The sequence below is a fragment of the Mesorhizobium sp. C399B genome (assembly GCF_030323185.1).
In the GTDB taxonomy this organism is placed as follows: Bacteria; Pseudomonadota; Alphaproteobacteria; order Rhizobiales; family Rhizobiaceae; genus Mesorhizobium.
The window spans coordinates 3,802,583-3,828,180 of the sequence record NZ_CP100472.1 but is presented as its reverse complement, the minus strand read 5'-3'; the positions used below and the strand labels follow the sequence as shown (position 1 = coordinate 3,828,180).

Genomic DNA, 25,598 nt, shown 5'->3' with positions numbered 1-25,598 from the left:
TGCCCCAAGTCAGGATACGGCGCGCACATTGTCGCGCTGTTCGGCGAAGCGGTTGGCCGGCCGAGCCAGGCCGAAACGATCACGCAGCGTCCCCGGCGCATATTCGGTGGGGAATACGCCGCGGCGCTGCAGTTCCGGCACGACCTGCTCGGCAAAATTCACCCAATCCTCCGGGAGCAGCGGGAACATCAGGTTGAAGCCGTCGGCGGCACCTGCCTCGAACCAGTCCTGCAGCTGATCGGCGATCTGGTTCGGTGTGCCGACGACAGTCGGCACCGAACCGCTGTTGGCAAGCTTGCGGGCGATCTCGCGCAGGCTGAGGTTCTGCTTCGACCATTCCTTGACCCGGTTGAGCGAGGTGCGGCCGCCATTGAAGGTGCTCTCGTCCGGCAGCGGCGGCAGGGGGCCGTCAGGCGGGTAGACCGAAAGATCGACGCCGCTCCAACTGGAGAGAAGGTCGATGCCGACGCGATCGGGCAGCAAGCTCTGCAGATACTCCTGCCGCTCGCGGCCTTCCGCTTCGGAAGCGGCAACGATCGGCAGGATGCCCGGCAGGATCTTGAAGCTCTCGGGCTTGCGACCGTAACGGGCGAGGCGCTCGTTGATGTCCTGCCTATATTTCATGCCGTCTTCCTTGGTGCTGTAGATGGCAAAGTGCGCATCGGCGTGCGCGGTAGCGAAATTCTTGCCGTCTTCGGACGAGCCGGCCTGGACGATCAGCGGATGGCCCTGCGGCGGGCGCGAGACATTGAGCGGTCCGCGCACCTTGAAGTGCGGGCCCTTGTGGTTGATCGCATGGACCTTGTCGGGATCGGCGAAATAGCCCGATGCCTTGTCGATAAGCAGGGCTTCGTCTTCCCAGCTGTCCCACAGCGCCTTGACGATATCGAGGAATTCGGTGGCGCGCTCATAGCGAAAGGCGTGCTCGATATTGCCGTCGCGGCCGAAATTGCGGGCCTCCTCGTCCATGGCCGACGTCACCACATTCCAAGACGCCCTGCCCTTGCTGATATGGTCGAGCGAGGCAAACATGCGGGCGACATTGTAGGGCTCGCTGTAGGAGCTCGAGGCGGTTGTGATGAGGCCGATATGCCTGGTCACGCCGGCAAGCGCCGACAACAGCGTCAGCGGTTCCAGGCGGGCATTGGCGTAATGGGCGACGCCGCTCTGTACGGAATCCCAGATCGCGACATGGTCGGCGACGAAGATCGTATCGATCCTGGCGCGCTCGGCAGACTGGACGAGATCGCGGTAGAAGTCGAAGTCGAGCACTTCGCGGCCGGGCGCGCGCGGATGGCGCCATGACATACGATGATCGCCCTGCGGGTTGAAGAAAAACGCGCTGAGGATCATGTGGTCGCGTGCCATGTCGGCCTCCTTGCAGAACTGCTCCAAGCGACCGTCGCGACGCCTCGACCGGCTGCGACAATCTCTCCTGAGCGATGAAAGGTAGATTGCGCTCCAGCTTAATTCGAGTAATTTTATCGAGATTGTGCGTTGCGAAAGCGGAAGCGATTGCCCTTGAAGGCCGCGCCGAAAGAAAGTGGTTTCAGCAAGACATGTCGTCATCGGTTCTGAACGTCGAGCAGCTCACCGTCGCCTATGATGGACGCCGGGGATCGCGTCCGGCCGTCAACGGCGTATCGCTCGCCATCGGCGAAGGCGAAGCGCTCGGCCTTGTCGGCGAGTCCGGATCGGGCAAGAGCTCGGTGGCTCTCGCTATTCTGCGCTATCTGCCGCGCAACGCCCGGATCGCCGCGTCGGCGCTCGAATTCCAGGGTCGCGAGATCCGCAGTCTCTCCGGCGAGCAGCTTCGCCGGCTAAGGGGCGATCGCATCGCGGCCGTCTACCAGCATCCAGGTGCGGCACTCAATCCGGCCATGACGATCGGCCGGCAGATCACCGAAACGATCATGCGGCATCGCCCGGTTCGGCAGGACGAAGCACGCACCCGCGCCGCCGAGCTGCTGAGCCGTGTCAGGGTGAGCAATCCGGAACGGGTGCTCGATCTCTATCCGCACGAATTGTCGGGCGGCATGCAGCAGCGCGCCAACATTGCGATTGCCATTGCGCTCGACCCGTCGCTGCTGGTGCTCGACGAGCCGACGACGGCGCTTGACGCCAGCGTCCAGTCCGAGATCGTCGCCATCCTGCAGGACTTGCGCCGCGATCACAAAACCAGCGTTCTGCTGATCAGCCATGACATCAACATGGTCCGCCGGGCCTGCGATCGGGTGGCCGTGATGCAGTCGGGGACGGTGGTCGAAAGCGGCACCGCCAACGATGTCTTCGAGAACCCTGTTCACGCCTATACCAAGGCGCTGATCGCCTCGATCCCGGCGCTCAACTTCACCAAGCGCGACGGCAGGCTGGCCGAGACGCACGCAACCGGTCCTTTGGCGCCTGTCCGCAGCGATCAACCGGAAGCCGCGCGTCCGATCGCCGTCGCCTGCAAAGGCATCAGCCACGCCTTCGGCTCCCAGGCCGTCCTGCACGATATCGACCTGGAGATAGCCCAGGGCGAGACGTTCGGGCTGATCGGCGAATCCGGCTCCGGCAAGTCGACATTGGCAAGGATCGTGACTGGCCTCCAGACGCCGGACGCTGGGTCGGTCGAGCTGTTCGGCAGCACTGTCGCGCCGCGCGTCGAGAAAAGAAGCCTGAGCGAACGGCGCGACGTGCAGATGGTGTTCCAGTCACCCGACCGCACGCTCAATCCGCGCCAGCGGATCGGCAGGATCCTCGGCCGTCCGCTGCGGCGGCTCGCCGGCTTTGGCCGCAGCGAGGTGAAGCAGCGTGTCGCCGATCTCCTGGCCTCGGTTCGTCTTGCCGCTACGACCGTCGACCAGAAGCCGAGATCGCTGTCTGGTGGCCAGCGCCAACGTGCGGCGATTGCGCGCGCCTTTGCCGGCGCGCCGAAGCTCGTGGTGCTGGACGAGCCAACCTCTGCGCTCGACGTTTCCGTGCAGGCGACCGTGCTCAATTTGCTCAACGACCTGCAGCGCGACAAGGACACCACCTATCTGTTCATCAGCCACGACCTCAGGGTGGTGCGCTATATGGCCGACCGGATCGGCGTGCTTTATCGCGGCCGGCTGGTCGAGACCGGCTCATCCGAGCAGATTTTCCGTGGCCCCAACCACCCCTACACGAAGCTGCTTCTGGCCGCCTCCTCGGATGAGACGGCGCCGAAGGCTCCGGCTCAGCTCGACGTCGCGGCACACGATGCCGAGACCTCCGGATGCTCCTTTGCCGCCCGCTGTCCTGTCGCGCTGCCCGATTGCCGAAAGGCGCAACCACCCGTCAGGCAGGCCGGCGACGGTCATCTGATCGCCTGCTGGAGGGACACAGGCAGTCTCTGATTGCGAAGCGGGCCGGCCCAACTGCAAGCCTGCCTTCGAAGAGATGTCCCCCGGCCGATGCGCCGGAGGACAGGCTTGGGAGGTGCCGGACGTCGGCTGAAAATTTCCGGCGATGGTTTTGACCAGCGTCGATTTGCCGGCGCCATTGTCGCCCATCAGGCCGAGAAACTGGCCCTCGTTTATGTCGAGCGAGACGTTGTCCAGCGCGCGGACGGCACCGAAATCCTTCACGATATGTTCGAGACGCGCTAGAACCGGCATCCCATCCTCCCATGCCAATTTGTAAGTTTCTGATACAAATCATCGTTGAAACTTGGGTCAATGGGCATGGGGATGCTGATATTTTGTTGCAACGCACCCAACCTTGGGTCTTTCAAACCGCCTAGAAATTCTATTAGTATGACAATCAAACAAATTGTGGAGAACGACGTGCTGGTGTCGACCGATCTTCGGCCGAACGAAACGCGGGCACTTGCGGCGCTGTTTCGTGCCGGCGCGTCGAGCCGAGCGGCGCTCGCACGCGATCTCGGCCTGACCCGGTCGACCACCGGCGCCCTGGTGCTGGGGCTGACGGAAGCCGGTCTGGCGCGCGAGCGGTCGGATGGAGCGGATGACGAGCAGGATAGCGAGGGTCGGGTCGGCCGTCCCGGTATCCTGGTCGAGATCGACGGCAATGGCGGCTTCTTCCTTGGCGCTTATATCGGCGTCAACTGGATCGCAGTCGTGGCTGTCGACCTTGCCGGCGCGCGGCGTGCGAGCGCCTCTAGGGCATTTGCCGGCCCCGGTAGCGCGCCCGAAGCCGCGGTCGACATCATCGGGGAACTCGTCGCCGAGATCCGCTCACAATTGCCTGCGGGCACGCGCCCCTACGGGCTCAATGTCGCCGTGCCCGGCTTCCTCGCCGCCGACGGGATTTCATACCATGCCACCATCCTTGGCTGGCACGGGGTCAATCTGGCGGAGTTTTTGCGCACTGCCTTTGGCGCGGACTTTCCAATCCTCTTGGAAAACGATGCCAATGCCGTGGCGGTGGCCGAGACATACCGGTCGCGGCCAGGAAAGGACGACGAGGATGCTCTGGTCATCCTGATCGAGAACGGCGTTGGCGGCGGCATCATCAATGCCGGCAGGCTGCATCGCGGCCGGCTCGGCGGCGCCGGCGAAATCGGTCATCTTCGCATTGGCGACGAAGGTTTTGTCTTCGACGCGAAGCGCCCGGGGCGGCTGGAATCCTATGTCGGCAAGGATGCGTTGCTGGCTCGCTATTTGCACATAAGCGGACTGCGCGCCGGCCTGCATGAGTTTGTGGCGGCATTGGCCGACGGCGATCCGCCAGCCGTTGCCACGGCGCGCGACTGGGCGCTCTGGTTCGGTCGCGGGCTGGCGACACTTGCCTGCACCTTGCAGCCGGAGCGCATCATCCTCTCCGGCTCGGTCAATGCGGTTTATCCCTTTGTCGCCGAACAGGTGGAAGCTTTCTTGCTGGACTTCCTGGCTGAAGGTTACCCCGTTCCCACGGTCGAACTGTCGCGCGTCGGGGCCGACGGTCCGGCATTGGGCGCTGCCTGTCTGCTGCATCAGGCAGCTTTGTCGGGCGATCCGCAATTTCAACTTCGCGGCCTCGCCGCGCGCTAATCAGGAGAGATTCCATGCCTCGCAAAGACGAAAAGCGGCTGCGCGTCGGCGTGCTCGGCTGCGGTCCGATTGCGCAGGCGGCGCATTTCGAATCCTGCACCAAGGCACGCAATGCCGATCTCCATGCCATCTGCGATGTCGCCGACGATCTGCGCGACAGGATGGCCGCGACCTACGCGCCCGAAAAATCCTATGCCGACTACGGCCAGATGCTGGCCGATCCCGATCTCGATGCCGTCATTATCGCGACATCGGACATTTTTCACGTCAAGGCCGCGGAACTGGCGCTCGATGCCGGCAAGCATGTGCTTTGCGAAAAGCCGCTGGGCGTTTCGGTCGAGGAGGTCGAAGGCTTGCGGGCCACGCTCGACAAGAGCGGCAAGGTGCTTCAGGTCGGCCATATGAAGCGCTTCGATCCCGGCATCCAGGCGGCAAAGGCTTTCGTCGACGACGAAATGGGCGAGCGGCTGGCGTTCAAAGGCTGGTACTGCGACAGCACCCACCGCTACCCGATGACCGATGCAGTGCAACCGCTCATCATCACCAGCGCCAAGGCGCGCAAGCCTGCCGTCAATCCCAAGGCGGATCTGCGCCAATACTACATGCTGGCGCATGGCAGCCATCTCCTTGATACGGCGCGCCATCTGCACAGGTCGATCGAGGCGGTGGAGGCCCGGCTCACCGAGCGCTATGGCGCCTATTGCTGGTTCATCACCACCATCTTCGCCGACGGCACGATCGGCCATCTCGACCTGACGGTCGCCGTGCGCATGGACTGGCACGAAGGGTTCCAGATCTACGGCGAGAACGGCAGCGTTCTCGCGAAGACCTATAACCCCTGGTACTACAAGAGCAGCGAGGTCGACATTTTCCGCGAGGCCGATGGCAGTTGGCACCGGACGCTTGGCGCGGATGGCCACTTCTATCGCCGGCAGCTCGAAGGCTTTGCCGATGTCGTGCTAAATGGCGCGCCGATGATCGGCGCCGGCATCGAGGACGGCATCGCCTCGGTCAGGGGCATGGCGGCCATCGCCCGCTCGGCCGCTGCCGGCGGCCGCGCCGTCCGTCTGGCCGATGTCGACGGGGTCGTGTGATGCAGCTTGGGATTTTCGCCAAGACCTTCGCCACCACCGGCGCCTTGCCGGTGCTGCGCGCGGTCGCGGACGGCGGCTACACGGCGGCGCAGTTCAACATGGCGTGCCTTGGACTGCCGTCGATGCCGGACAGCATTGAGCTCGGCGCGGCCCGGTCCGTCGCTGAGGCGAGCGGCGAGGCCGGCGTTTCGATCGCGGCGGTTTCGGGAACCTACAACATGATCCACCCGGATCGCACGGTTCGCATCCAGGGACTCGCCCGGCTTGAGGTACTGGCCGCGTCATGCGCCGATATGGGCACCCGTCTGATTACGCTGTGCACCGGCACAAGGGATGCGCAGGATCAGTGGCGCTGGCATCCCGACAATGCAAGCGAGGCGGCATGGAGCGATCTGCGGACGGAGATGGAAGCGGCGATCGCGATTGCCGAGCGCTTCGACATCGAGCTTGGCATCGAACCGGAACTGGCCAATGTCCTCTCCAGCGCCCGGGCCGCACGCCGCCTGCTGGACGAAATGAACAGCACGCGGCTGCGCATCGTGCTCGATCCGGCCAATCTGTTCGAAGTGGCCGACAGCGCGGAGCGTCATCGCCTCATCGACGAAGCCATCGATCTGCTGGCCGCCGAGATCGGCATGGCCCATGCCAAGGACCGCCATGCCGATGGCAGTTTTGCCGCAGCCGGAAAGGGCGTGGTCGACTTCCCGCATTTCATCGGCCGCCTGAAGGCTGCCGGGTTCGACGGCCCCTTGATCACACATGGCCTGACAGAGGCAGAGGCGCCCGGCGTCGGCGCTTTTCTGCGCACCGTGCTGGAAGCGAGCGACGACACGTGAAAAAGACCTTCAGCCGAGATGGCGTCGACCTTGCCTACCGGGACGTCGGCGCCGGGCCTCCCTTCATCTTTCAGCACGGCCTAGGCGGCGACGACGCGCAGGTCGCCGACGTGTTTCCCGATCTGCCGGTGACCCGGCGGGTGACGCTCGAATGCCGTGGCCAGGGTGGATCCGGCTACGGGCCGGTCGAGCGGCTTTCGATCGCGACGTTTGCCGAGGACATTGAAGCGTTGGCCGACGATCTCGGCATCGGTCCGGCCGTCGTCGGCGGCATTTCGATGGGCGCGGCGCTGGCACTGCGCCTGGCGGTGCATAAGCCGGCCCGCGTGCGCGCGCTGGTGCTCGCGCGGCCCGCCTGGGTAGCCCAGGCGGCTCCGGAAAATATGAAGCCCTATGCCGTCGTCGGCAATCTCTTGATGCGCCATTCGCCTGAAGACGCCAGGCGTCTGTTCGATGACAGCGCTATTGCCGGCGAACTGGCCAGGCTGGCGCCGGACAATCTCGCCAGCCTGCAAGGCTTCTTCAATCGCCCGGACCCTGTTCTGTTCGGTAGGCTGCTTTCGGCGATCGCCGGCGATGGTCCCGGCGTGAGCGAGGCGGACATCCGCGCTATCGCGGTGCCGACTCTTGTCATCGGCCATGACCATGACCTCGTCCATCGCCTGGCCGACGCACAGACGCTGGCCGGACTCATTCCGTCGGCCCGGCTTTGCACCATCACAGCCAAATCGCAGGATCGCGCCGCCTACCGGCTGGAATTCCGCGCCTGTCTTTCGGAATTCCTGGAACCGCTCGCATGACGCATCAAACGATGGACGACACGATCGCCGTGGTCGAGATCGGCGGCACGTCGGTCAAGGTTGGCTTTGCCGACCACGGCATCCCGGTGGATTTTGCCCGCATCTACCCGACCGCGCAACTGCGCAAGGGCGCGCCTGTGGCGGGGTTGGCCGATGCGGTCACCGCAGCCTGCCGCGATGCCGGGCTCAAACCTGCACGGGTCGTTGCGACGGTGCCTGGGTTCATCGACCGCGACTTCGACACGGTGCTGCACACGGCCAACATTCCCGAGCTGAACGGCATCCGGCTGGGTACGGAACTGGCATCGCGGCTCCGCGTTCCCGTGCGGCTCGAACGCGACGTCGTGCTGCAATTGCTCGGTGAAAGCGTCGCCGGCGCAGTGAAGCGGCAAAAGGAAGTGCTGGCGGTCTATCTCGGCACCGGCATCGGTGCGGCCTATCTCGGCAAGGACGGCATTTTCAGGGGCGGCGGCTGGGCGCTGGAAATCGGCCATATGCCGATCTACCGGCCTGACGAAAGCGGACCGCCAAACCGCGTCGAGACCTACGCCTCAGGGGCAACGCTTGTCGACCTTGCCGCGGACTACGATATCCCGGTTGCCGAGCTGTTTTCGGCAACCGGGCAGCCGCCGTCGCTGCGCGAATGGCTCGATGAGATCGTCTGGCAGCAGGCGGTGACCATCGCAACGGCAGCCGCTTTGTTTTCCCCGCAGACGATCCTGATCGGTGGCGGCATTGTCGACATGAAGTCCTATCCCCGCCAGGCGCTCAAGCAGCGCATCGCGGACAGCCTGCCGCATTCGCTTGTTGTAGAGCCTCTGGACATACGCTGGGCGGCCCTGGGCTGGCAGGCGGCGATCCATGGCGCGGTGCTGCTCGGCGCGGTGTGATCGCCGTGGTTGCTGTCGGCGAAGGATTACTTGATCGTCTTCCCGTCCGCCCCAAACCGGTATGTCTTACCCGGCTCCGGCGTTGCATACAGCGTCGCACCTGGCTCGGCGTCGTAGACACCGAAAATGCGGACCGTGATCAGCCCGGCCTTTTCGCAGTCGAGATAGAGGTTGGTGTCGGCGCCGAGATGTTCGGCATGCACCACCGTTCCCTTCCAGGCGCCGGACCTTGGATCCACGGTCAGATGCTCCGGCCGCACGCCGATCGTCTTGGCCGTCTCGCCCAATCTGGCGCCGTCGATGAAATTCATCTTCGGCGAGCCGATAAAGCCGGCGACGAACTCGTTTGCCGGCGAATTGTAGAGCTCCATCGGGCCGCCGATCTGCTCGATCTGGCCGGCGTTGAGCACGACGATCTTGTCGGCCAGCGTCATCGCCTCGACCTGGTCGTGGGTGACGTAGATCATCGTCGCCTTCAGCCGGCGATGCAGCTGCGCGATCTCCAGCCGCGTGTTGACGCGAAGCGCTGCGTCGAGGTTCGACAAGGGCTCATCGAAGAGGAACAGTTTTGGCTCGCGCACCACGGCGCGGCCGATGGCGACGCGCTGGCGCTGGCCGCCCGACAGTTCCGCCGGCCGGCGCTCGAGATACGGTTCCAGCGACAGCATCGACGAGGCGACGCCGATGCGTCGCTCGATCTCTGGGGCGGGCGTGCCGGCCTGCTTGAGACCGAGGCCCATATTGTTCTTCACCGTCAGATGCGGGTACAAGGCATAGGTCTGGAACACCATGGCGATGCCGCGTTTTGCCGGGGGCGTGGCCGAGACATCGGCGCCGTCGATCACCACCCTGCCGGAGGTCGAATCCTCCAGCCCGGCGATGACCCTGAGCAAGGTTGACTTGCCGCAGCCAGATGGGCCGACGAAGACGACGAATTCGCCGTCGGTCACTTCGAGGTTGATGCCTTTCAGCACCTCGACCGGCCCGAAGGCCTTCTTCACATTCTCGATTACCAGCGAGCCCACGGCTTCGTCCTTGTTCTAGAGTTTGCCCTACTAGAGCTTAACTGGGGCGCCGCTGCGCACGCTCTCATCGGCGGCAAGGCAGACGGCGAGCGATTTGACCGCGTCGTCCATGTGGCGGGTCAGGTCGATGTCTTCCCGGATCGCCTTCAGCACGAAGGCCTGTTCGAGATCGCAGAGGTCCTGGTGGCCGGGTTCGCCGTCCATCGACAGCATCTCGTCCGGCCTGGCGAACTTGCCGTCCGCGCCGGTCGCCGCACTGTGCAGGCGGATGGTCGAGGTCTTGGTGTGGGTGTCGATGTCGTCCGACTTCACACCTTCCTTCATGACGATCGACACGCAGCCATTGGGCGAAATCACGTCCTTCACGAAGAACGCTGTCTCCGAGATCATCGGGCCCCAAGCCGCCTCGTACCAGCCGACCGAGCCGTCGTCGAACAGCACCTGGAGATGGCCGTAATTGTACATTGTCGGCGCGATCTCCTCGGTCAGCCGCAGCCCCATGCCGCGCACCTCGACCGGCCTGGCGTCGGTGATCTGCAGCATCACGTCGAGATAGTGCACGCCGCAATCGACGATCGGCGACGTCGTCTGCATCAACTGCTTGTGCGTCTGCCAGGTCGGGCCTGACGATTGCTGGTTGAGGTTCATGCGAAACACGTAAGGGCCGCCGAGCTTGCGCGCCTCGGCGATCAGCCTGACCCAGGACGGGTGGTGGCGCAGGATGTAGCCGATCACCAATTTTCGGCCATTGGCCTTGGCCGCGGCGACGACGCGCTTGGCGTCCGCCACCGTCGTTGCGAGCGGCTTCTCGACGAAGACGTGGCAGCCGGCCTCGAATGCCTTCACCGCATAGTCGGCATGGCTGTCGGAATAGGTGGCGATGCAGACGACATCGGGTTTCTCGTCGCGCAACGCCTCGTCGAAGGAGCGCCTGATGCCATAGGCCGACAGCCCGTCCGGTAACGGCACGTCGGAGCGGTTGATCAGGGTCGCGATCTCGAAGCCCGGATTGTTATGATAGGCCAGCGCATGGCTGCGGCCCATATTGCCGAGGCCTGCGACGACGACGCTAAGGGGCGATTTAGAGGTCACCTAACTACTCCAGATGTTCCAGTTGTTCCTTCTGAGAGGGTGTCACCCCACCCGGCGCTTCGCGCCGACCTCCCCATCGAGGGGAGGTAGGACTTTGTTGCGAACACCCTCGCTGCCAAAGAAGCTTCTCCGAAAGTCGCCCATTGGCGGTCGTGAATGAAGCCACGACCTTTTACCTCCCCTTGATGGGGGGTCGGCGCGCAGCGCCGGGTGGGGTGAAGGCTCCAGCAGAGATTTGTAGGGCTCCGCTCACTTGACGGCTCCGGATGTGATGCCGCGGATCAGCTGCCGCGAGAAGATGACGTAGAGGGTCAGCACCGGCATGATGGCCAGCGAGAGTGCCGCCAGGATGGCGTTCCAGTTGGTGACGAACTGGCCGAGGAAAAGCTGCGCGCCGAGCGTCACCGTCTTGGTCTCTTCCGACGGCGCCAGGATCAGTGGGAACCACAGATCGTTCCAGATCGGGATCATGGTGAAGACGGCGACCGTCGCCATCGAGGGCCGCACCAGCGGCAGCACCAGCCGGAAGAAGATGGTGTATTCCGACAGGCCGTCGATGCGGCCGGCATTCTTCAGATCGTCGGACACCTGCTTCATGAATTCCGACAGGATGAAGACGGCCAGCGGCAGCCCCTGCGCGGTGTAGACCAGGATCAGCGCCGTCAGCGTGTTGACCAGCCCGCTCGCCACCATCAATTGCAGGATGGCGACGGTGCCGAGCCGGATCGGGATCATGATGCCGAGCGCGAGGTAAAGCCCCATCAGCGTGTTGCCGCGGAAGCGGTATTCCGAGAGCGCGAACGCCGCCATCGCGCCGAACAGAAGCACGAAGAACAGCGAGGCGACGGTGACGACGAGGCTGTTCTGGAAATAATGGATGAAGTCGCCCTGGCCGATCACCGTGGTGTAGCCGATCAGGTCGAAGGTTTTTGGCGTCGGCGGCGTCAGCGGCTCGCTGAAGATGCCGGCGCGCGATTTGAACGAGTTCATGATGACCAGGATCACCGGAAACAGCGCGATCGCCGTGTAGGTCAACAGGATCGCGTGGGCGCCGATGGTGCGGGGCAGCGAACGGGTGGCGGTGCTCATTGGAAGGTCTCCTGACGAGCCAAGGCAAGCGAGGTTGGCGCCAAGGCACCCCCCTCTGTCCTGCCGGACATCTCCCCCTCAAGGGGAGAGATTGGCAGCGTTGACCTTGCCGTCCACCTTGCAACGCTGGTGATTGGCGAAAGCGACGATGACATCTGATCTCCCCCCTTGAGGGGGAGATGCCTGGCAAGGCAGAGGGGGGTGTTTAGCCGTAACATGTCTGCCCCTCAGAACTGGTAGCGACGCAGGCGCGTCTGGACGAGGAACAGGTAGACACAGACGCCGCCGAGGATGATCAGGAACATCATGGTGGCGATCGCCGCGCCCATATTGGGGTCGCCGGTCTGCAGCTGGAAGCCGAAGAAGGCGCGGTAGAGGAAAGTGCCCAGAATATCGGTCGAATAATTCGGGCCGGCCAGCGCCCCTTGCGCGGTGTAGATCAGGTCGAAGGCGTTGAAATTGCCGACGAAGGTCAGGATCGAGATGATGCCGATCGACGGCAGGATCAGCGGCAGCTTGATCTTCCAGAACTGCGACATGCCGGTGATGCCGTCACATTCGGCCGCCTCGATCACCTCTTCGGGGATCGACAAAAGGGCTGCATAGATCAGCATCATCGGGATGCCGACGAACTGCCACACCGAGATCAGGCTGAGCGCGGTCAGGGCATATTGTTCTTTGCCGAGCCACGGCGTGAACAGGCTTTTCAGGCCGACCAGATCCATCAGATGCGGCGCCACGCCCCACAACGGCGACAGGATCAGTTTCCAGGCGAAACCGACGATGACGAAGGACAGGATGGTCGGCACGAAGATCGCGGTGCGGTAGAAGGCGGCGAATCTCAGCCTCGGGCTGGACAGCAATGCCGCCAGCATGACACCGATCGGGTTCTGCACCACCATGTGGATGATGAAGAACCAGGTATTGTTCCGCAGCGCGTTCCAGAAGCCGACCGACCAGTTGGGGTCGCCGAACAACGTACGGAAATTAGTGAAACCGACGAACACCTGATGCTGATCGACATTGCGGAACAGCGACAGCTGCAGCGTGCCGGCGAGCGGCAGGATCATGATCGCCGTATAGACCAGCAGCGCCGGCGCCAGGAAGACGCCGATATGCCAGCGGAACGGTCGTTTCGGTCGTGTTTGTGCGGCCATGAGTGCGGTCCCCGCCGATCAGGTTTAGCAATGCCTTCGACGGCAGCGCTGCCCCTCACCCTTACCCTCTCCCCGTGAAGGACGGGGAGAGGGGGCGCCTGCGTTTCGGCTGATCCTTCTCCCCGTCACTATACGGGGAGAAGGTGCCGGCAGGCGGATGAGGGGCGGCGCCGTCGTTCGTAGTCGATGATGCTATCGAAAAACGCAGGGCCGTCCACTTGGGGCCGTGTCTGTCTCTGAGCTTACTTGCCCGGCTTGTACCAGCTGTCGAGGCCGTCCTGCAGCTTCTTGGCCGCAGCTTCCGGCGTGTCGGTGCCGTTGATGACGTTGGCCGATTCAACCCACGTCTCGTTTTCGAGGTTCGGCGTGCCGCGCGACAGGATCTGGTAGGTCGAGCGGATCGTCGACTTGCACTTGTCGCGCCAGGAGACGAATTCCTGCGCCAGCGGGTCTTCCATCTTCACCGGGGTGGAATTCAGGCTGAAGAAGCCCGGCAAAGCGTTGGCGTAGATGGTGGCGAAGTCCGGCGAGGCGACCCAGGACAGGAAGGTCTTGGCCGCGTCGGCATTCTTCGACGCCGCATTCAGGCCCATGCCGATATCGGTATGGTCGGAGATGTAGCAGGTGTCGCCGGCCTTCTCGACCGGCGGCGGGAAGGCGCCCATCTTGAACTGCGCCTGGGTGTTGAACAGGCCGATCTCCCACGATCCCGCCGGGTAGATGGCGGCGCGGCCAAGCGTGAACAGGTTCTGGCTGTCCGGATAGGTCTGGGCCTCGAAGCCGTCGCCGAGATAAGGCTTCCACTTGGCCAGTTCCTCATAGGGAGCAACCCAGTCCTTGTCGGTCAGCTTCTGGTCGCCCTTGATCAGCGCTGCGCGGCCCTCTTCGCCCTTCCAGTAGTTCGGACCGATGTTCTGATAGCCCATGGTCGCGGCTTCCCAGAGGTCCTTGGTGCCCATGGCCATCGGGATGTAGGTGCCGTCGGCCTTGATCTTGTCGAGCGCGGCGAAGAACTCGTCACGCGTCGTCGGCACCTTGAGGCCGAGCTTGTCGAAGGCGTCCTTGTTGTAGATGAAGCCGTGAATGACCGAGGCCATCGGCACGCAGAAGCTCGCCTTGCCGTCGTCGGTCTGCCAGGCGGCCTTGGCAACGGGCGAAAAGTTTTCCATGCCGGGCAGCGCCGACAGGTCGGCAAGGTTGCCCTTCTTGAACAGTTCGAGCGACTTGTCGAACGGGCGGCAGGTGATCAGGTCGCCAGCCGAGCCGGCGGCGAGCTTGGCGCCGAGTGCGGCGTCATACTCGGTCGGCGCCGACGGTGCGAACACCACTTTGATGCCCGGGTTCTTGGCCTCAAAAGCCGGGATCAGCTTGTCCTTCCAGATAGCAAGGTCGTCGCCGCGCCAGCTTTCGATATTGAGCGTTACGTCATCGGCGTGAGCCAACCCGGCGGTGCCGAGAATGCTGGTGCCGAGAAGCAGTGCCGTCAGTAATTTCGTTGTCATGCTAGTCTCCCTGTTGACCTTTTTCAGGTTCGGTTTTGAGAACAGGGGCCTTCGCGCCCTTGTTCCCCTCGATCGCGGAAAGGGCTGGCCGCAGCTTCTGGCCGGTCCCTTCCAGTATCTTCTCGGCCGCAACGGCGTTGGCAGCGCCGGCGGCGAGCAGAATGGCTGTTTTGACGACGCCGCCGCTCGCTTCGAGCAGCCGCACGGCGTCTTGCCGGTCGCGGCCGCTGATAGCGGCGACGATGCGAGCCGCGCGGTCGCGCAGCTTGATGTTGTCGGCGGTGAGATTGACCATGTAGCCGTCATGGACATGGCCAAGATGAATGGCGGTAAGCGTCGACAGCATGTTGAGCGCGATCTTCTGGGCAGTGCCGGCGCCCATGCGCGTCGAGCCGGCAATCACCTCCGGCGGCGTCTCGAGCAGGATGGCGACGTCGGCCAGCCTGAGCAGGGGCGTGTCCTTGTTGTTGGCAATGGCGATGGTTGCCGCGCCCCGGCTGCGCGCATCCTTCAGCGCCTGCACCGCATAGGGCGTCGAGCCGCTGGCCGAAATCGCGATCAGGCAGTCGCCCTTGCCGATGCCGGCGCCGGCAATTGCCGTCGAGGCTTCGTCGGTGTCGTCTTCCGGTCCGCCGGCCAGGGTCTTGAAAGCGTCGTCGCCACCGGCGATGAGGATGGCGATGCGTTCGCGCTTGATGCCGAAGGTGCCGGGCAACTCCAGCGCGTCGGCCAGCGCCATCAGGCCGGAGCTGCCGGCCGCAGCATAGGCGAGCTTGCCGCCGCCGTTCAGCCGCCCGGCGATGATTTCGGCTGCGGCGGCGATGGCGGGAATGGCGTCGCGCACAGCCTTGGCGGCCTCGATCTGCGCATTGACCAAAGAAGAAAGGATGGCGTCCGGGGCCTGGATGTCCAGTCCCTCGGCATTGCTGTGAAGCGCTTCGGTGCGCGGTTCGGCCATCCCTGTCCCTCCGATGGAAGAACAATACCAAAAAAATACCACTTGTCCACACGCATTAACGAAATTGCGAACTGGAAATCGTTGAGCCGGCGAAATTCCCGGGTTTTTCAACCTGATACGCCTCAATCTTTTTGAAACGGAATTAATCCCTTGGCTATTGGTATTTTATTGGTATTATCCGCCCGGAGGAGACATCGCGTGAAATTCGTGCTCGGTATCGACGGCGGCGGCACCAGCTGCAGGGCAGCCCTTGCGACAGGCGATGGCGTTGTCATTGGCCGTGCCAAAAGCGGCGCCGCCAACATCCGCACCGATCTCACCGGCGCTCGCACCCACATCGTCGAGGCTGCTCGTCAGGCCTTCATCGCCGCCGGGCAAGATCCGGACCTGATCCCGCAGACACCAGCCATTCTCGGCCTTGCCGGCGCCAATGTCGGCACCTACCGCCAGCAGCTTGAAGCAATCCTCCCGTTCAGCATCAGCCGCGTCGAGACGGACGCCGAGATCGCGCTCGAAGGGGCAGTCGGCTCTGGTGACGGCGCCATGGCCATCCTCGGCACCGGCACCGCCTATATGGCGCGCAAGGGCGGCACGTCGCGCGCCATCGGCGGCTGGGGCTTTCAGGTCGGTGATCAAGGCAGCGGCGCCCGGATCGGCCGCGACCTGCTGGAGCAGACGCTGCTCGCCCATGACGGCGTCCGGGCGCGCTCAGTCCTGACCGACAGCATGATGGGCATTTTCCGCAACAATCCCGAAGACGTGGTCGAGTTCACCACCAATGCCAAGCCCGGCGATTTCGGCGGCTTCGCGCCTAAGGTTTTCGAGCATGCCGAGAAGGGCGACAGCGTCGCCAACTGGATCGTGGACAAGTCGGTTGCCGATGTCGAGGAGTCGCTCCACGCGCTCGACCTCTCTGATGACGCCCCGCTCTGCCTGCTCGGCGGGCTGGCGCCGCTCTATGGGCCGCGCCTTTCCCAGCGCTACCAGGCGCTGGTGAAAGCGCCGCTCGACGATGCGCTGGGCGGCGCCGTGCAGATGGCTGCCCGCATCTTCGCCAAAGCGGAGGCGACGCGATGAGCGACGCCGCCGACCAGATCTTCGCCACGCTGAAGCAGTCGTCGCAGAGCGGCGCCCCGCTCTATCTGCAGCTCAGGAAAAGCATCGAGGACGCCGTCAATCGCGGCCTGATCGGGCCGGGCGATGCGCTGCCTTCCGAGCGCGACATCGCCACCAAGGCCGACATTTCGCGCGTCACCGTGCGCAAGGCGGTGCAGGATCTGGTCAAGGGCGGCATCCTCGTGCAGCGCCACGGCTCCGGCACCTTCGTCGCGCCGCGCATGGAGCGCGTCGAGCAGTCGCTCTCCAGGCTCACTTCATTTACCGAGGACATGGCAAGGCGCGGCATGGCGGTGCGTTCAGCCTGGCTCGATCGCGACCTCTACCCGCCCTCGCCCGACGAGATGATGGTGCTCGGCCTGTCGTCGAACGAGCTGGTGGCGCGCGTGGCGCGCCTGCGCATCGCAAACGACACGCCGCTGGCCATCGAGCGCGCCTCGTTGTCGGCCAGCGTGCTGCCGGATCCGGCCGGGATAGGCTCGTCACTCTATGCGGCGCTGCAACTGACCGGTAACCGGCCGGTGCGGGCGGTGCAGCGCATATCGGCCGCCAATCTCGGCGACGCCGATGCGCGTCTGCTCGAAGTGCCATCCGGCATTGCCGGCCTGCACATCGAACGCATTTCCTATCTCGCGAGCGGCAAGGTGATCGAGTTCACCCGCTCCATCTACCGCGGCGATGCCTATGATTTCGTCGCCGAATTGCGCCTGACAGGGCCGAGCGAAGAGGGCCGACCATGATCCCCAAGACCACCCATATGCGGCGCGAGATCGACGAAATTCCGCAAGCCGTCGCTCGCCTGCTCGATGGCTCGGCGGCGGTGCTGACCGAGGCCGGACGCGGCATTCGCGAGCGCGATCCGAGCTTCGTCGTTACCGTCGCGCGCGGTTCGTCCGACCATGCCGCCACCTTCATGAAATATGCCGTCGAACTGACCGCCGGCCTGGCCGTCGCTTCGGTCGGTCCATCGGTCGCCTCGATCTACGGCGCCAAGCTCAAGCTCGCCGGTTCGGCTTGCCTCGCCATCTCGCAATCCGGCAAAAGCCCTGATATCGTCGCCATGGCCGAGACGGCACGAGCCGGCGGTGCGCTCACCGTCGCCATCACCAACACCGCCGATTCGCCGCTGGCGCGGGCTTCGGATTTTGCCATCGACATTCTGGCCGGCCCCGAGCGCAGCGTCGCGGCGACCAAGACATTCGTCAATTCGGCGGTCGCCGGCCTGGCGCTGATGGCGCATTGCACCGGCGACGACAGACTGCTGGCCGCCCTTGCCCGCCTGCCCGAGCATTTCAGCAAGGCGATCGCCTGCGACTGGATGGCGCTGGCCGGCGCATTGGAGACGCCGCAATCGCTGTTCATCCTGGGACGTGGCCCGTCGGCGGCGATGGCCAACGAGGCGGCGCTGAAATTCAAGGAGACCTGCGGCATGCATGCAGAGGCCTATAGCGCCGCCGAAGTCATGCACGGCCCGCTGGCCCTGGTCGGGCCAGGCTTCCCGGTGCTGGCGCTCGCCGCCCGCGATGCCTCCGAGCCGTCCGTGGCAGAGGCTGCCGACAACCTTGCCGGCAAGGGTGCAGCAGTTTTTGTAACCTCGGACAAAGCCAAGAGCGCGGCGCGGCTGCCGCATGTCGCCACCGGTCATCCCTTGACTGACCCGCTGACGCTGATCGTCTCCTTCTACGGCTTCGTCGAAGCCTTCGCCCGCCATCGCGGCCTCGATCCGGATGTACCGCGCAATCTGCGCAAGGTGACGGAAACCGTATGAGCGACCGTTTTGCCCTGACTGGCGCCCGAATTTTCGATGGCGACGACTGGCATGACAACGCCGCCCTTGTCGTGCACGGCGATGTGGTCGAAGGCATTCATCCCGTCGGCGCCATTCCGTCGGGCGTTGCCCGCATCGACGCCGGGGGCGGCATGCTGGTGCCGGGTTTTGTCGACCTGCAGGTCAATGGCGGCGGCGGCGTCATGCTCAACGACCATCCCGATGTCGCCTCGCTGGCAACAATCTGCCGGGCGCATGCGCCGTTCGGCACGACCGCACTGCTGCCGACGCTGATCACAGATACGCCTGACATCACCGCCGCGGCCATTGCCGCCGGCACCGGGGCGGTACGGCAAAAACTGCCGGGATTTCTCGGCCTGCATCTCGAAGGGCCGCATCTCTCCGTCGCCCGTAAGGGCGCGCATGAACCGGCGCTGATCCGGCCGATGACGGATGCGGATGAAGCGGCGCTGGTCGCGGCACGCAAAAACCTGCCGGTGCTGCTGACGACGATAGCGCCTGAATCCGTCGAGCCTGCCCGCGTTGCGGCCTTGGCCAAGGCCGGTGTGATTGTCAGCCTCGGCCATTCCGACACCGGCTACGCCACGGCCAGAGCCTTTGCCGATGCCGGCGCCAGCGTGGTCACACATCTGTTCAACGCCATGAGCCAGATCGGCAACCGTGAGCCGGGGCTGGCGGGTGCGGCCATCGACATAGGCAGTCTGTCGGCCGGGATCATCGCCGACGGCATCCATGTCGATCCCGCCACCATGGCAATCGCGCTGCGCGCCAAGCAGGGGCCGGGCAGGATCGTGCTGGTCACCGACGCCATGGCGACGATCGGCACCGACATGACGTCGTTCACCCTTAACGGCCGCATCATCTATCGCAAGGATGGCAGTCTGCGGCTGGCCGACGGCACGCTGGCCGGCGCCGATCTCGATATGATCTCGGCCGTCCGCTACATGCACAGGATCGTCGGGCTGGACCTGTCGGAAGCGTTGCGCATGGCCTCGCTCTATCCGGCGCAGGCGGTCGGCCAGGCCCACCGGCTCGGCCGCTTCGCCAATGGCACGGCTGCCGATATCGTCGCTCTGTCGGACGCCCTCGACGTCAACGGCGTCTGGATCGGCGGCGACAAGGTTTTTGCAGGCGCGGACAGTCCGCGCTAAAGTCCACCCATGCATGATGTCGACTGCGTTGTCGCCGGAGCCGGTGTTGTCGGCCTCGCCATTGCCCGCGCGCTGGCGCTGTCGGGCCGCGAGGTGCTGGTGGTCGAGAAGGCCGCAGCCATCGGCACGGGCACCAGTTCGCGCAATTCGGAAGTCATCCATGCCGGGCTTCATTATACGCCGGGCAGCCTGAAGGCCCGTCTCTGCGTCAACGGCCGCGAGCGTCTCTATGCCTATTGCCGCGAGCACGACGTCGCCCATCATCGCACCGGCAAACTGATCGTTGCCGTCCAACCCGAGCAGTTGGACAAACTGCAGGCGATCCAGATCAACGCGGCGCAATGCGGAGTCGGTGACCTCAAGCTTTTGACGCGCGCAGAGGCCGAAAGCCTGGAACCGGCGCTGAGCTGCGCCGGCGCGCTGCTGTCGCCGTCAACCGGCATCGTCGACAGCCAGGCGCTGATGCTGTCATTGCGTGGAGACGCGGAAGCGGCCGGCGCATCTTTCGCCTTGCTCACCGTTGTCTCAGGCGCGAGCATCGAAGCCGACGGCATCCGGATCGACACGCGCGACGCCGATGGCGAGGGTTTCACCTTGAAGACCGGCGCCTTCATCAACGCCGCCGGCCTCGACGCGCAGGCGCTCGCCGGCCGCATCGAAGGCCTCCCGCAAGACCGTGTTCCGCCGCTGTGGCTGGCGCGCGGCAATTATTTCGCGCTTTCCGGCCGCTCGCCCTTTTCGCGGCTGATCTATCCGGTGCCGGTCCATGGCGGCCTCGGCGTGCATCTGACCCTCGACATGTCGGGGAGCGCGCGCTTTGGCCCGGATGTCGAATGGATCGATCGCGTCGACTATACCGTCGATCCCGCACGAGGCGCTGCCTTCTACGACGAAATCAGGCGCTACTGGTCCGGCCTGGCGGACGGCGCCCTGCAACCGGCCTATGCCGGCGTCAGGCCGAAACTGTCCGGTCCGGGCCAGCCGCCCGCCGACTTCGTCATCCAGGGACCGGCTGACCACGGGGGCGGTCAGATCGTCAATCTGTTCGGCATCGAGAGCCCTGGCCTTACCGCCAGCCTCGCCATGGCAGAGCATGTCGTTGGGCTTTTATATCCGCAATGACGGACGTTTCCTGAAACGTCGGGCAGGCGCATACCATGAAACCTTTTGATATGGAGGTCGTTGTCGGGGCATATGTCCGAGGCAAAACCCAAATCGGAACCGACCGACGGTGTCGGAGCGCGCGATGCCACGAAGTCGCGCCGGGAAAAGCCGTCACGGCAAACGCGCGGAGATGGACCGCGCGAGGACACGCCGCGCGAGAAAAAAGCATCGACAGTGGAAGCCGCCTCCGAGCCCGTTGGCGAGGCTGCGCCGCCGCCGGATGCCGTCGAACCCGATCCCAAGCTGACGCCTGAGCAGGCCGAGCAGGCGCGCAAGAAATATCTGCTGCGGCGTTTCTGGATCAGCGGGCGCGGCTATTGGGGGAGGCATGGCGACAAGCTCGCCTGGCCTTTGACGATCGGAGTGCTGCTGCTGATCTGCATCAACATCGGTTTCCAGTATGGCATCAATGTCTGGAACCGCTCGATGTTCGATGCCCTCGAGCAGCGCAACGCCCGCACGGTCTATCTCCTCAGCGCCGTATTCGTGCCGCTGGTGATCTGCAGCGGCAGCCTTGTCGTCGCGCAGGTCTACCTGCGCATGACGATCCAGCGCCGCTGGCGTTCCTGGCTGACCACCGGGGTGGTCGCGCGCTGGCTGGCAAACGGCCGCTACTACCAGCTGAACCTCGTGGGCGGCGACCACCAGAACCCCGAGGCCCGCATGACCGAGGACCTGCGCATCGCCACCGAGTCGCCGGTCGATTTCACCGCCGGCGTCCTCAACGCGTTCCTGTCGGCCTCGACCTTTATCGTCGTGCTGTGGACCATCGGCGGCGCGCTCACCCTGCCGATCGGCGGCGAGAGCATCACCATTCCCGGCTTTCTGGTCATCACCGCGATCATCTATGCCGCCATCACCTCGACCTCGATGGTGGTCATCGGCCGCGATTTCGTCCAGCTCTCCGAGCGGAAGAACCAGGCGGAGGCCGAACTGCGTTACACGCTGACGCGCGTGCGCGAAAACGGCGAGAGCATCGCCTTGCTGGGAGGCGAGGACGAGGAGCGCAGCGGCATCGACAGAAATTTCGGCCACGTGCTGAGGCAATGGGCTCTGCTGACCGGACAGCACATGCGCACGGCGGCGGTGTCGCAGGGATCGAGCCTGTTTGCGCCGGTCGTGCCGATCCTTTTGTGCGCGCCAAAATTCCTCGAAGGCTCGATGACGCTTGGCGAGGTGATGCAGGCGGCGTCTGCCTTTGGCATCGTGCAAGGCGCGTTCGGCTGGCTGGTCGACAACTATCCGCGCCTCGCCGACTGGAACGCCTCCGCGCGGCGCATTGCCTCGCTGATGATGTCGCTAGACGGGCTCGAGCGCGCCGAGCAGAGCGATGCGCTCGGACGCATCAACCGAGGCGAAGCCGAAGACGGCGCCATCCTCAGCCTCGACAATCTTTCCGTGACACTCGACGACGGCACCTCCGTGGTCAAGGAAACCGAGGTCGTGATCGAGCCGGGCGAGCGGGTGCTGGTTTCAGGCGAATCCGGTTCAGGCAAGTCGACGCTGGTGCGGGCCGTCGCGGGCCTGTGGCCATGGGGCGGCGGCAGCGTCAATTTTCACACCGACAGGCGCCTGTTCATGCTGCCGCAACGCCCCTACATCCCTTCCGGAACGCTTCGCCGCGCGGTCGCCTATCCCGCGGCGGCGGACAAGTGGACCATCAAGCAAATCAAGGCTGCCCTCGACAAGGTGGGGCTTGGCTATCTCACCGGCAGGATCAAGGAAGAGGCGCCATGGGACCAGACGCTGTCGGGCGGCGAAAAGCAACGCCTCGCCTTCGCGCGCCTGCTGCTGCATCGCCCCGATATCGTGGTGCTGGATGAAGCGACTTCGGCGCTCGACGAGAAGAGCCAGGACACGATGATGTTGACGGTGATCCGCGAACTGCCTGACGTCACCATCATCAGCGTGGCGCATCGTGCGGAGCTCGAAGCCTTCCACAGCCGCAAGATCACCCTGGAGCGGCGCGAGGGCGGCGCCAAGCTCGTCAGCGACGTCGACCTCATCCCGCGCAAGCGCAAACGCAGCCTGCTGAACCGCGCTTTGTGGGGTTCCAGCACTCGGGTGAAAAAGCCGCGCAGGTAAAAGGCGCCACTGCCGAACCGCGAACAGATGTCCAGGCGAAGCGCTTGGGCAAAGACATTAGCCGGCTATGGATTAGCCGTAGAGACCCTTGTAGGTCTCGCGCAGCAGGTTCTTCTGCACCTTGCCCATCGTGTTGCGCGGCAGCTCATCGACGAAGATCACCTGCTTCGGGTGCTTGTATTTGGCCAGCTGGCCGGCAATGGCGCCAACGATCTCGGCCCCGGTGATCTGCGATGCCGGCGCCCGCACCACGACAGCGGTGACGCCTTCGCCGAAATCGGGATGGGCAATTCCGATGACGGCACTTTCCAAGACGCCGGCAACGGCGTCGATCTCGCTCTCGATCTCCTTGGGATAGATGTTGTAGCCGCCGGAGATAATGAGATCCTTGCCGCGGCCGACGATGTGGACGTAGCCGTCCGCGTCGATGATGCCGAGGTCGCCGGTGATGAAGAAGCCGTCCTTGCGAAACTCCGCCTTGGTTTTTTCCGGCATGCGCCAATAGCCGGAAAAGACATTCGGACCTTTGACCTCGATCATGCCGACTTCACCCTGGCCAAGCGCATCGCCGCTGTCAGGGTCGGCGATGCGCAGCGAAACGCCGGGCAGCGGGAAGCCGACCGTGCCGGCCCGACGCTCGCCCTCATAGGGGTTCGACGTGTTCATGTTGGTCTCGGTCATGCCGTAGCGCTCGAGAATGGCGTGGCCGGTGCGCTCGCGCCAGGCCTTGTGCGTTTCGGCGAGCAGCGGCGCCGAGCCGGAAACGAACAGGCGGATGTTCTTCGCCGCCTGGGCATCCAGCCCGTCCTGCTGCAGGAGCCTGGTATAGAAGGTCGGCACCCCCATCATCACTGTCGCGCGGGGCAAGAGCGAGACGATGCGGCCGGCGTCGAATTTCCGCTCGAACAGCATCGAGGCGCCGGCCATCAGGGTGACGTTGGTGGCGACGAACAAGCCGTGCGTATGGAAGATCGGCAACGCGTGGATCAGCACGTCATCCCCGGTGAAACGCCATTGCTCGACCAGCACGCGCGCATTGGAGGCCAGGTTTTCATGGCTGAGCATGGCGCCCTTGGAGCGTCCGGTGGTGCCGGATGTGTAAAGGATTGCGGCCAGATCGTCCGGCCCGCGCGCCACGGCGTCGAAATCCGTGGGCTGTTGTGCCGCCAGTGCGGTCAGCGAGCCCTCACCATTGCTGCCAAGCGTGACGGTGGCAGCACCCGACGCCTGCGCCAACGGCGCGATAGCGCCGGCGCGGGCCGGGTCGCAGACGACCAGCCGCGGCTCGGCATCCCCGAAGAAATAGCCGAGTTCGGCCAGCGTGTAGGCGGTGTTGAGCGGCAGGAAGACCGCGCCGGCGCGCAGGCAGGCGAGGTAGAGGAAAATGCATTCGGGGCTTTTTTCGACCTGCACGGCAACGCGGTCGCCCGGCTCGACGCCAAAATGCCTCAGCGCATGTGCCAGCTGTGCCGATTGCGCCAACATGTCGCCATAGGCGATCGCGCGTCCGTCATCGGTCGCCATCAGGATGCGCTCGGAGGCTGAAATCCGGCCGCGGAACGCGTCGAACAGGTGATTGGTCATGCGCATTCCCTAGAGATGATGCCGAAAAGTGTGAAGCGGTTTTCGGAGGACATCATGCTCTATCCCTTTGATTTAGAGCCGGATGGCCTTGGAACAAAGGAAACGATTTCGCCTCCGTCCGGCAAAAACGTGAAATCGGGTTTGCCGCCGATCAGATGAAGGCAAGCGGACTTGGATAACGGGCGATTTTGGATAGCGGGCGGATTTTGGATAGCGGACCGGAAGCGCTTCTATCTGCGGCTGCGCAGCGCCTTGGTGGCGCTCACGCGTGGATCGCCGCTGTCGTTGAAGCGCTCCATGCACATGGCTGCCGTCAGACGGTAGTGGCTGAGGAGGGCTTCAACGGCGCCATCGGCATCGCCATCCACCGTGCGCTCCGCAATCAGCCGATGTTCACTGATTTCGTCGCGCTCGCTGCCGTCCTGGGAGATCAGCCGGTAACGGGAGGCCTGATCCGAAAGCTGGTCGCAAAAGCCGGTCAGCCAATGCGAGCGGCAGCCTGCGATCAGTGCCCGATGGAAGGCGCGGTGCAGCTTTTCCCATTCCGGATTGTTCGAGGACGGATCCTCCGGCAAGCGGCGCGGGGCACGCGCCAGGCGATGCAAGGCCAGCACGAGCTGCTCTTCCCATTCGCCGGTGCGGTTGGCAATGGATTCACGCAGCGCCCGCTCTTCCAGCCAGCAGCGGGTGCGCGTCAATTCCTCAAGTTCCGGGGCACTGACCGGCATGATGAAGAAACCGCGCTGGTCGTGGCGGCCGAGCAGGCCTTCCGAAGCAAGTCGGTTGAGGGCCTCGCGAACCGGTGAGGCGCCGGCGCCGTAACGGGAAACCACCCATTCGACACGAAGCTTGCTTTCACTTTCAAACACGCCGCGCAGGAGATCGTCGCGAAGCTGTTGATAGACCGTACTAGCGAGTGTGCTCTTGGGTCCCGCGCCTTCGCTCACATCGGCAGATCCGTAGGTCAATACGACTCCTGTAGCTCTCCCATGCTCCGCTAGCCCGTTCGCGAAGCAAACGATTTCCCCTGCAAATTTACTGTAACTCCTAAGGCATCCGCCCCTCAAGCGAAAGATCACGATATTCGACTTAAAGAGGAAGGTTGACCGCATCTTATCCGCCGGAAGTAACTAAAATCGTGAAAAACTTGTTCTTCTGAAGAAAGTTTGTCTGCCAGCATGGCAGGTGCCCTCGAGAAACAGCTTCGAGATCCCGAATACGGATAATTTTTTCTTAACGCGCGTCATGCCGCCGGATTGACCTCTCCCC

21 protein-coding genes and 1 pseudogene are annotated in these 25,598 nt (G+C 64.1%); 12 read left to right on the top strand and 10 right to left on the bottom strand.

Annotation, left to right across the window (positions count from 1 at the left end; translation table 11 throughout):
• Positions 1–9: 9 nt before the first annotated feature.
• Entirely contained in the window at positions 10–1,368 is a 1,359-nt protein-coding gene (locus NLY36_RS18415) for an LLM class flavin-dependent oxidoreductase (RefSeq protein ID WP_023696944.1), read from the bottom strand.
• 191 nt (positions 1,369–1,559) lie between these two features.
• On the opposite strand from NLY36_RS18415, the gene NLY36_RS18410 reads away from it, so the two are divergent.
• Entirely contained in the window at positions 1,560–3,362 is a 1,803-nt protein-coding gene (locus NLY36_RS18410) for a dipeptide ABC transporter ATP-binding protein (protein ID WP_023696943.1), read from the top strand.
• Between the two features lie 81 nt (positions 3,363–3,443).
• Here NLY36_RS18410 and NLY36_RS18405 read toward each other — a convergent pair.
• A pseudogene (locus tag NLY36_RS18405) lies at positions 3,444–3,623 on the bottom strand (ATP-binding cassette domain-containing protein); the annotation flags it as partial.
• 138 nt (positions 3,624–3,761) lie between these two features.
• On the opposite strand from NLY36_RS18405, the gene NLY36_RS18400 reads away from it, so the two are divergent.
• From NLY36_RS18400 to NLY36_RS18380, 5 genes are read left to right on the top strand one after another with little or no spacing between them, the layout of a single operon-like run.
• Entirely contained in the window at positions 3,762–4,997 is a 1,236-nt protein-coding gene (locus NLY36_RS18400) for an ROK family transcriptional regulator (RefSeq protein WP_050589008.1), read from the top strand.
• A 14-nt stretch (positions 4,998–5,011) separates the two neighbouring features.
• Positions 5,012–6,091, top strand: a complete 1,080-nt coding sequence (locus tag NLY36_RS18395; protein ID WP_023696940.1) for a Gfo/Idh/MocA family protein — start codon at positions 5,012–5,014, stop codon at positions 6,089–6,091.
• On the top strand, positions 6,091–6,927 hold the full coding sequence (locus NLY36_RS18390) for a sugar phosphate isomerase/epimerase family protein (RefSeq protein WP_023696939.1): 837 nt from the start codon (positions 6,091–6,093) through the stop codon (positions 6,925–6,927). Before NLY36_RS18395 ends, NLY36_RS18390 begins: the two co-directional genes overlap by 1 nt.
• Positions 6,924–7,727: an alpha/beta fold hydrolase gene (locus NLY36_RS18385; protein WP_027049253.1), complete on the top strand. Its 804-nt coding sequence runs from the start codon at positions 6,924–6,926 to the stop codon at positions 7,725–7,727. The genes NLY36_RS18390 and NLY36_RS18385 overlap by 4 nt, the downstream gene beginning before the upstream one ends.
• The gene (locus NLY36_RS18380; RefSeq protein WP_023736226.1) at positions 7,724–8,617 is read left to right on the top strand and encodes an ROK family protein; all 894 of its coding nucleotides are present in this window, start codon (positions 7,724–7,726) and stop codon (positions 8,615–8,617) included. The genes NLY36_RS18385 and NLY36_RS18380 overlap by 4 nt, the downstream gene beginning before the upstream one ends.
• 26 nt (positions 8,618–8,643) lie before the next feature.
• Here NLY36_RS18380 and NLY36_RS18375 read toward each other — a convergent pair whose 3' ends face one another.
• The 6 genes from NLY36_RS18375 to NLY36_RS18350 all read right to left on the bottom strand — a co-directional run bounded on the left by NLY36_RS18375 (position 8,644) and on the right by NLY36_RS18350 (position 15,440).
• Complete coding sequence (locus tag NLY36_RS18375) at positions 8,644–9,642, bottom strand: ABC transporter ATP-binding protein (RefSeq protein WP_023668840.1); 999 nt, start codon at positions 9,640–9,642, stop codon at positions 8,644–8,646.
• Between the two features lie 30 nt (positions 9,643–9,672).
• Entirely contained in the window at positions 9,673–10,734 is a 1,062-nt protein-coding gene (locus tag NLY36_RS18370; RefSeq protein WP_023696937.1) for a Gfo/Idh/MocA family protein, read from the bottom strand.
• 249 nt (positions 10,735–10,983) lie between these two features.
• On the bottom strand, positions 10,984–11,823 hold the full coding sequence (locus NLY36_RS18365; RefSeq protein WP_023668842.1) for a carbohydrate ABC transporter permease: 840 nt from the start codon (positions 11,821–11,823) through the stop codon (positions 10,984–10,986).
• A gap of 227 nt (positions 11,824–12,050) precedes the next feature.
• Complete coding sequence (locus NLY36_RS18360) at positions 12,051–12,980, bottom strand: carbohydrate ABC transporter permease (protein WP_023696936.1); 930 nt, start codon at positions 12,978–12,980, stop codon at positions 12,051–12,053.
• A gap of 242 nt (positions 12,981–13,222) precedes the next feature.
• On the bottom strand, positions 13,223–14,482 hold the full coding sequence (locus NLY36_RS18355; protein ID WP_023668844.1) for an ABC transporter substrate-binding protein: 1,260 nt from the start codon (positions 14,480–14,482) through the stop codon (positions 13,223–13,225).
• 1 nt (position 14,483) lies between these two features.
• Positions 14,484–15,440, bottom strand: coding sequence for an N-acetylmuramic acid 6-phosphate etherase (locus NLY36_RS18350; protein ID WP_023696935.1), 957 nt, complete (start codon positions 15,438–15,440; stop codon positions 14,484–14,486).
• 198 nt (positions 15,441–15,638) lie between these two features.
• Here NLY36_RS18350 and NLY36_RS18345 point away from each other — a divergent pair, with 198 nt between their 5' ends.
• The 6 genes from NLY36_RS18345 to NLY36_RS18320 all read left to right on the top strand — a co-directional run bounded on the left by NLY36_RS18345 (position 15,639) and on the right by NLY36_RS18320 (position 22,745).
• Positions 15,639–16,517, top strand: a complete 879-nt coding sequence (locus NLY36_RS18345) for a glucosamine kinase nucleotide-binding domain-containing protein (protein WP_023696934.1) — start codon at positions 15,639–15,641, stop codon at positions 16,515–16,517.
• Positions 16,514–17,296: a GntR family transcriptional regulator gene (locus NLY36_RS18340; RefSeq protein WP_023696933.1), complete on the top strand. Its 783-nt coding sequence runs from the start codon at positions 16,514–16,516 to the stop codon at positions 17,294–17,296. Before NLY36_RS18345 ends, NLY36_RS18340 begins: the two co-directional genes overlap by 4 nt.
• Entirely contained in the window at positions 17,293–18,324 is a 1,032-nt protein-coding gene (locus NLY36_RS18335; RefSeq protein ID WP_023684262.1) for an SIS domain-containing protein, read from the top strand. Before NLY36_RS18340 ends, NLY36_RS18335 begins: the two co-directional genes overlap by 4 nt.
• Entirely contained in the window at positions 18,321–19,496 is a 1,176-nt protein-coding gene (gene nagA / locus NLY36_RS18330; RefSeq protein WP_023696932.1) for an N-acetylglucosamine-6-phosphate deacetylase, read from the top strand. Before NLY36_RS18335 ends, nagA begins: the two co-directional genes overlap by 4 nt.
• A gap of 9 nt (positions 19,497–19,505) precedes the next feature.
• Positions 19,506–20,618 (top strand): NAD(P)/FAD-dependent oxidoreductase, encoded by a 1,113-nt coding sequence (locus NLY36_RS18325; RefSeq protein WP_023696931.1) that lies wholly within the window; start codon positions 19,506–19,508, stop codon positions 20,616–20,618.
• A gap of 72 nt (positions 20,619–20,690) precedes the next feature.
• Positions 20,691–22,745, top strand: coding sequence for an ABC transporter ATP-binding protein/permease (locus NLY36_RS18320; protein ID WP_027049251.1), 2,055 nt, complete (start codon positions 20,691–20,693; stop codon positions 22,743–22,745).
• Between the two features lie 72 nt (positions 22,746–22,817).
• On the opposite strand, the gene NLY36_RS18315 is transcribed toward NLY36_RS18320, so the two are convergent.
• A complete protein-coding gene (locus NLY36_RS18315; RefSeq protein ID WP_031249232.1) occupies positions 22,818–24,329 on the bottom strand; it encodes a malonate--CoA ligase in 1,512 nt (503 codons plus the stop codon).
• 230 nt (positions 24,330–24,559) lie between these two features.
• Positions 24,560–25,297 carry a GntR family transcriptional regulator gene (locus NLY36_RS18310; protein WP_023668851.1) on the bottom strand — a complete coding sequence of 246 codons (738 nt, stop codon included), beginning with the start codon at positions 25,295–25,297 and terminating at the stop codon, positions 24,560–24,562.
• Between the last annotated feature and the right edge of the window lie 301 nt (positions 25,298–25,598).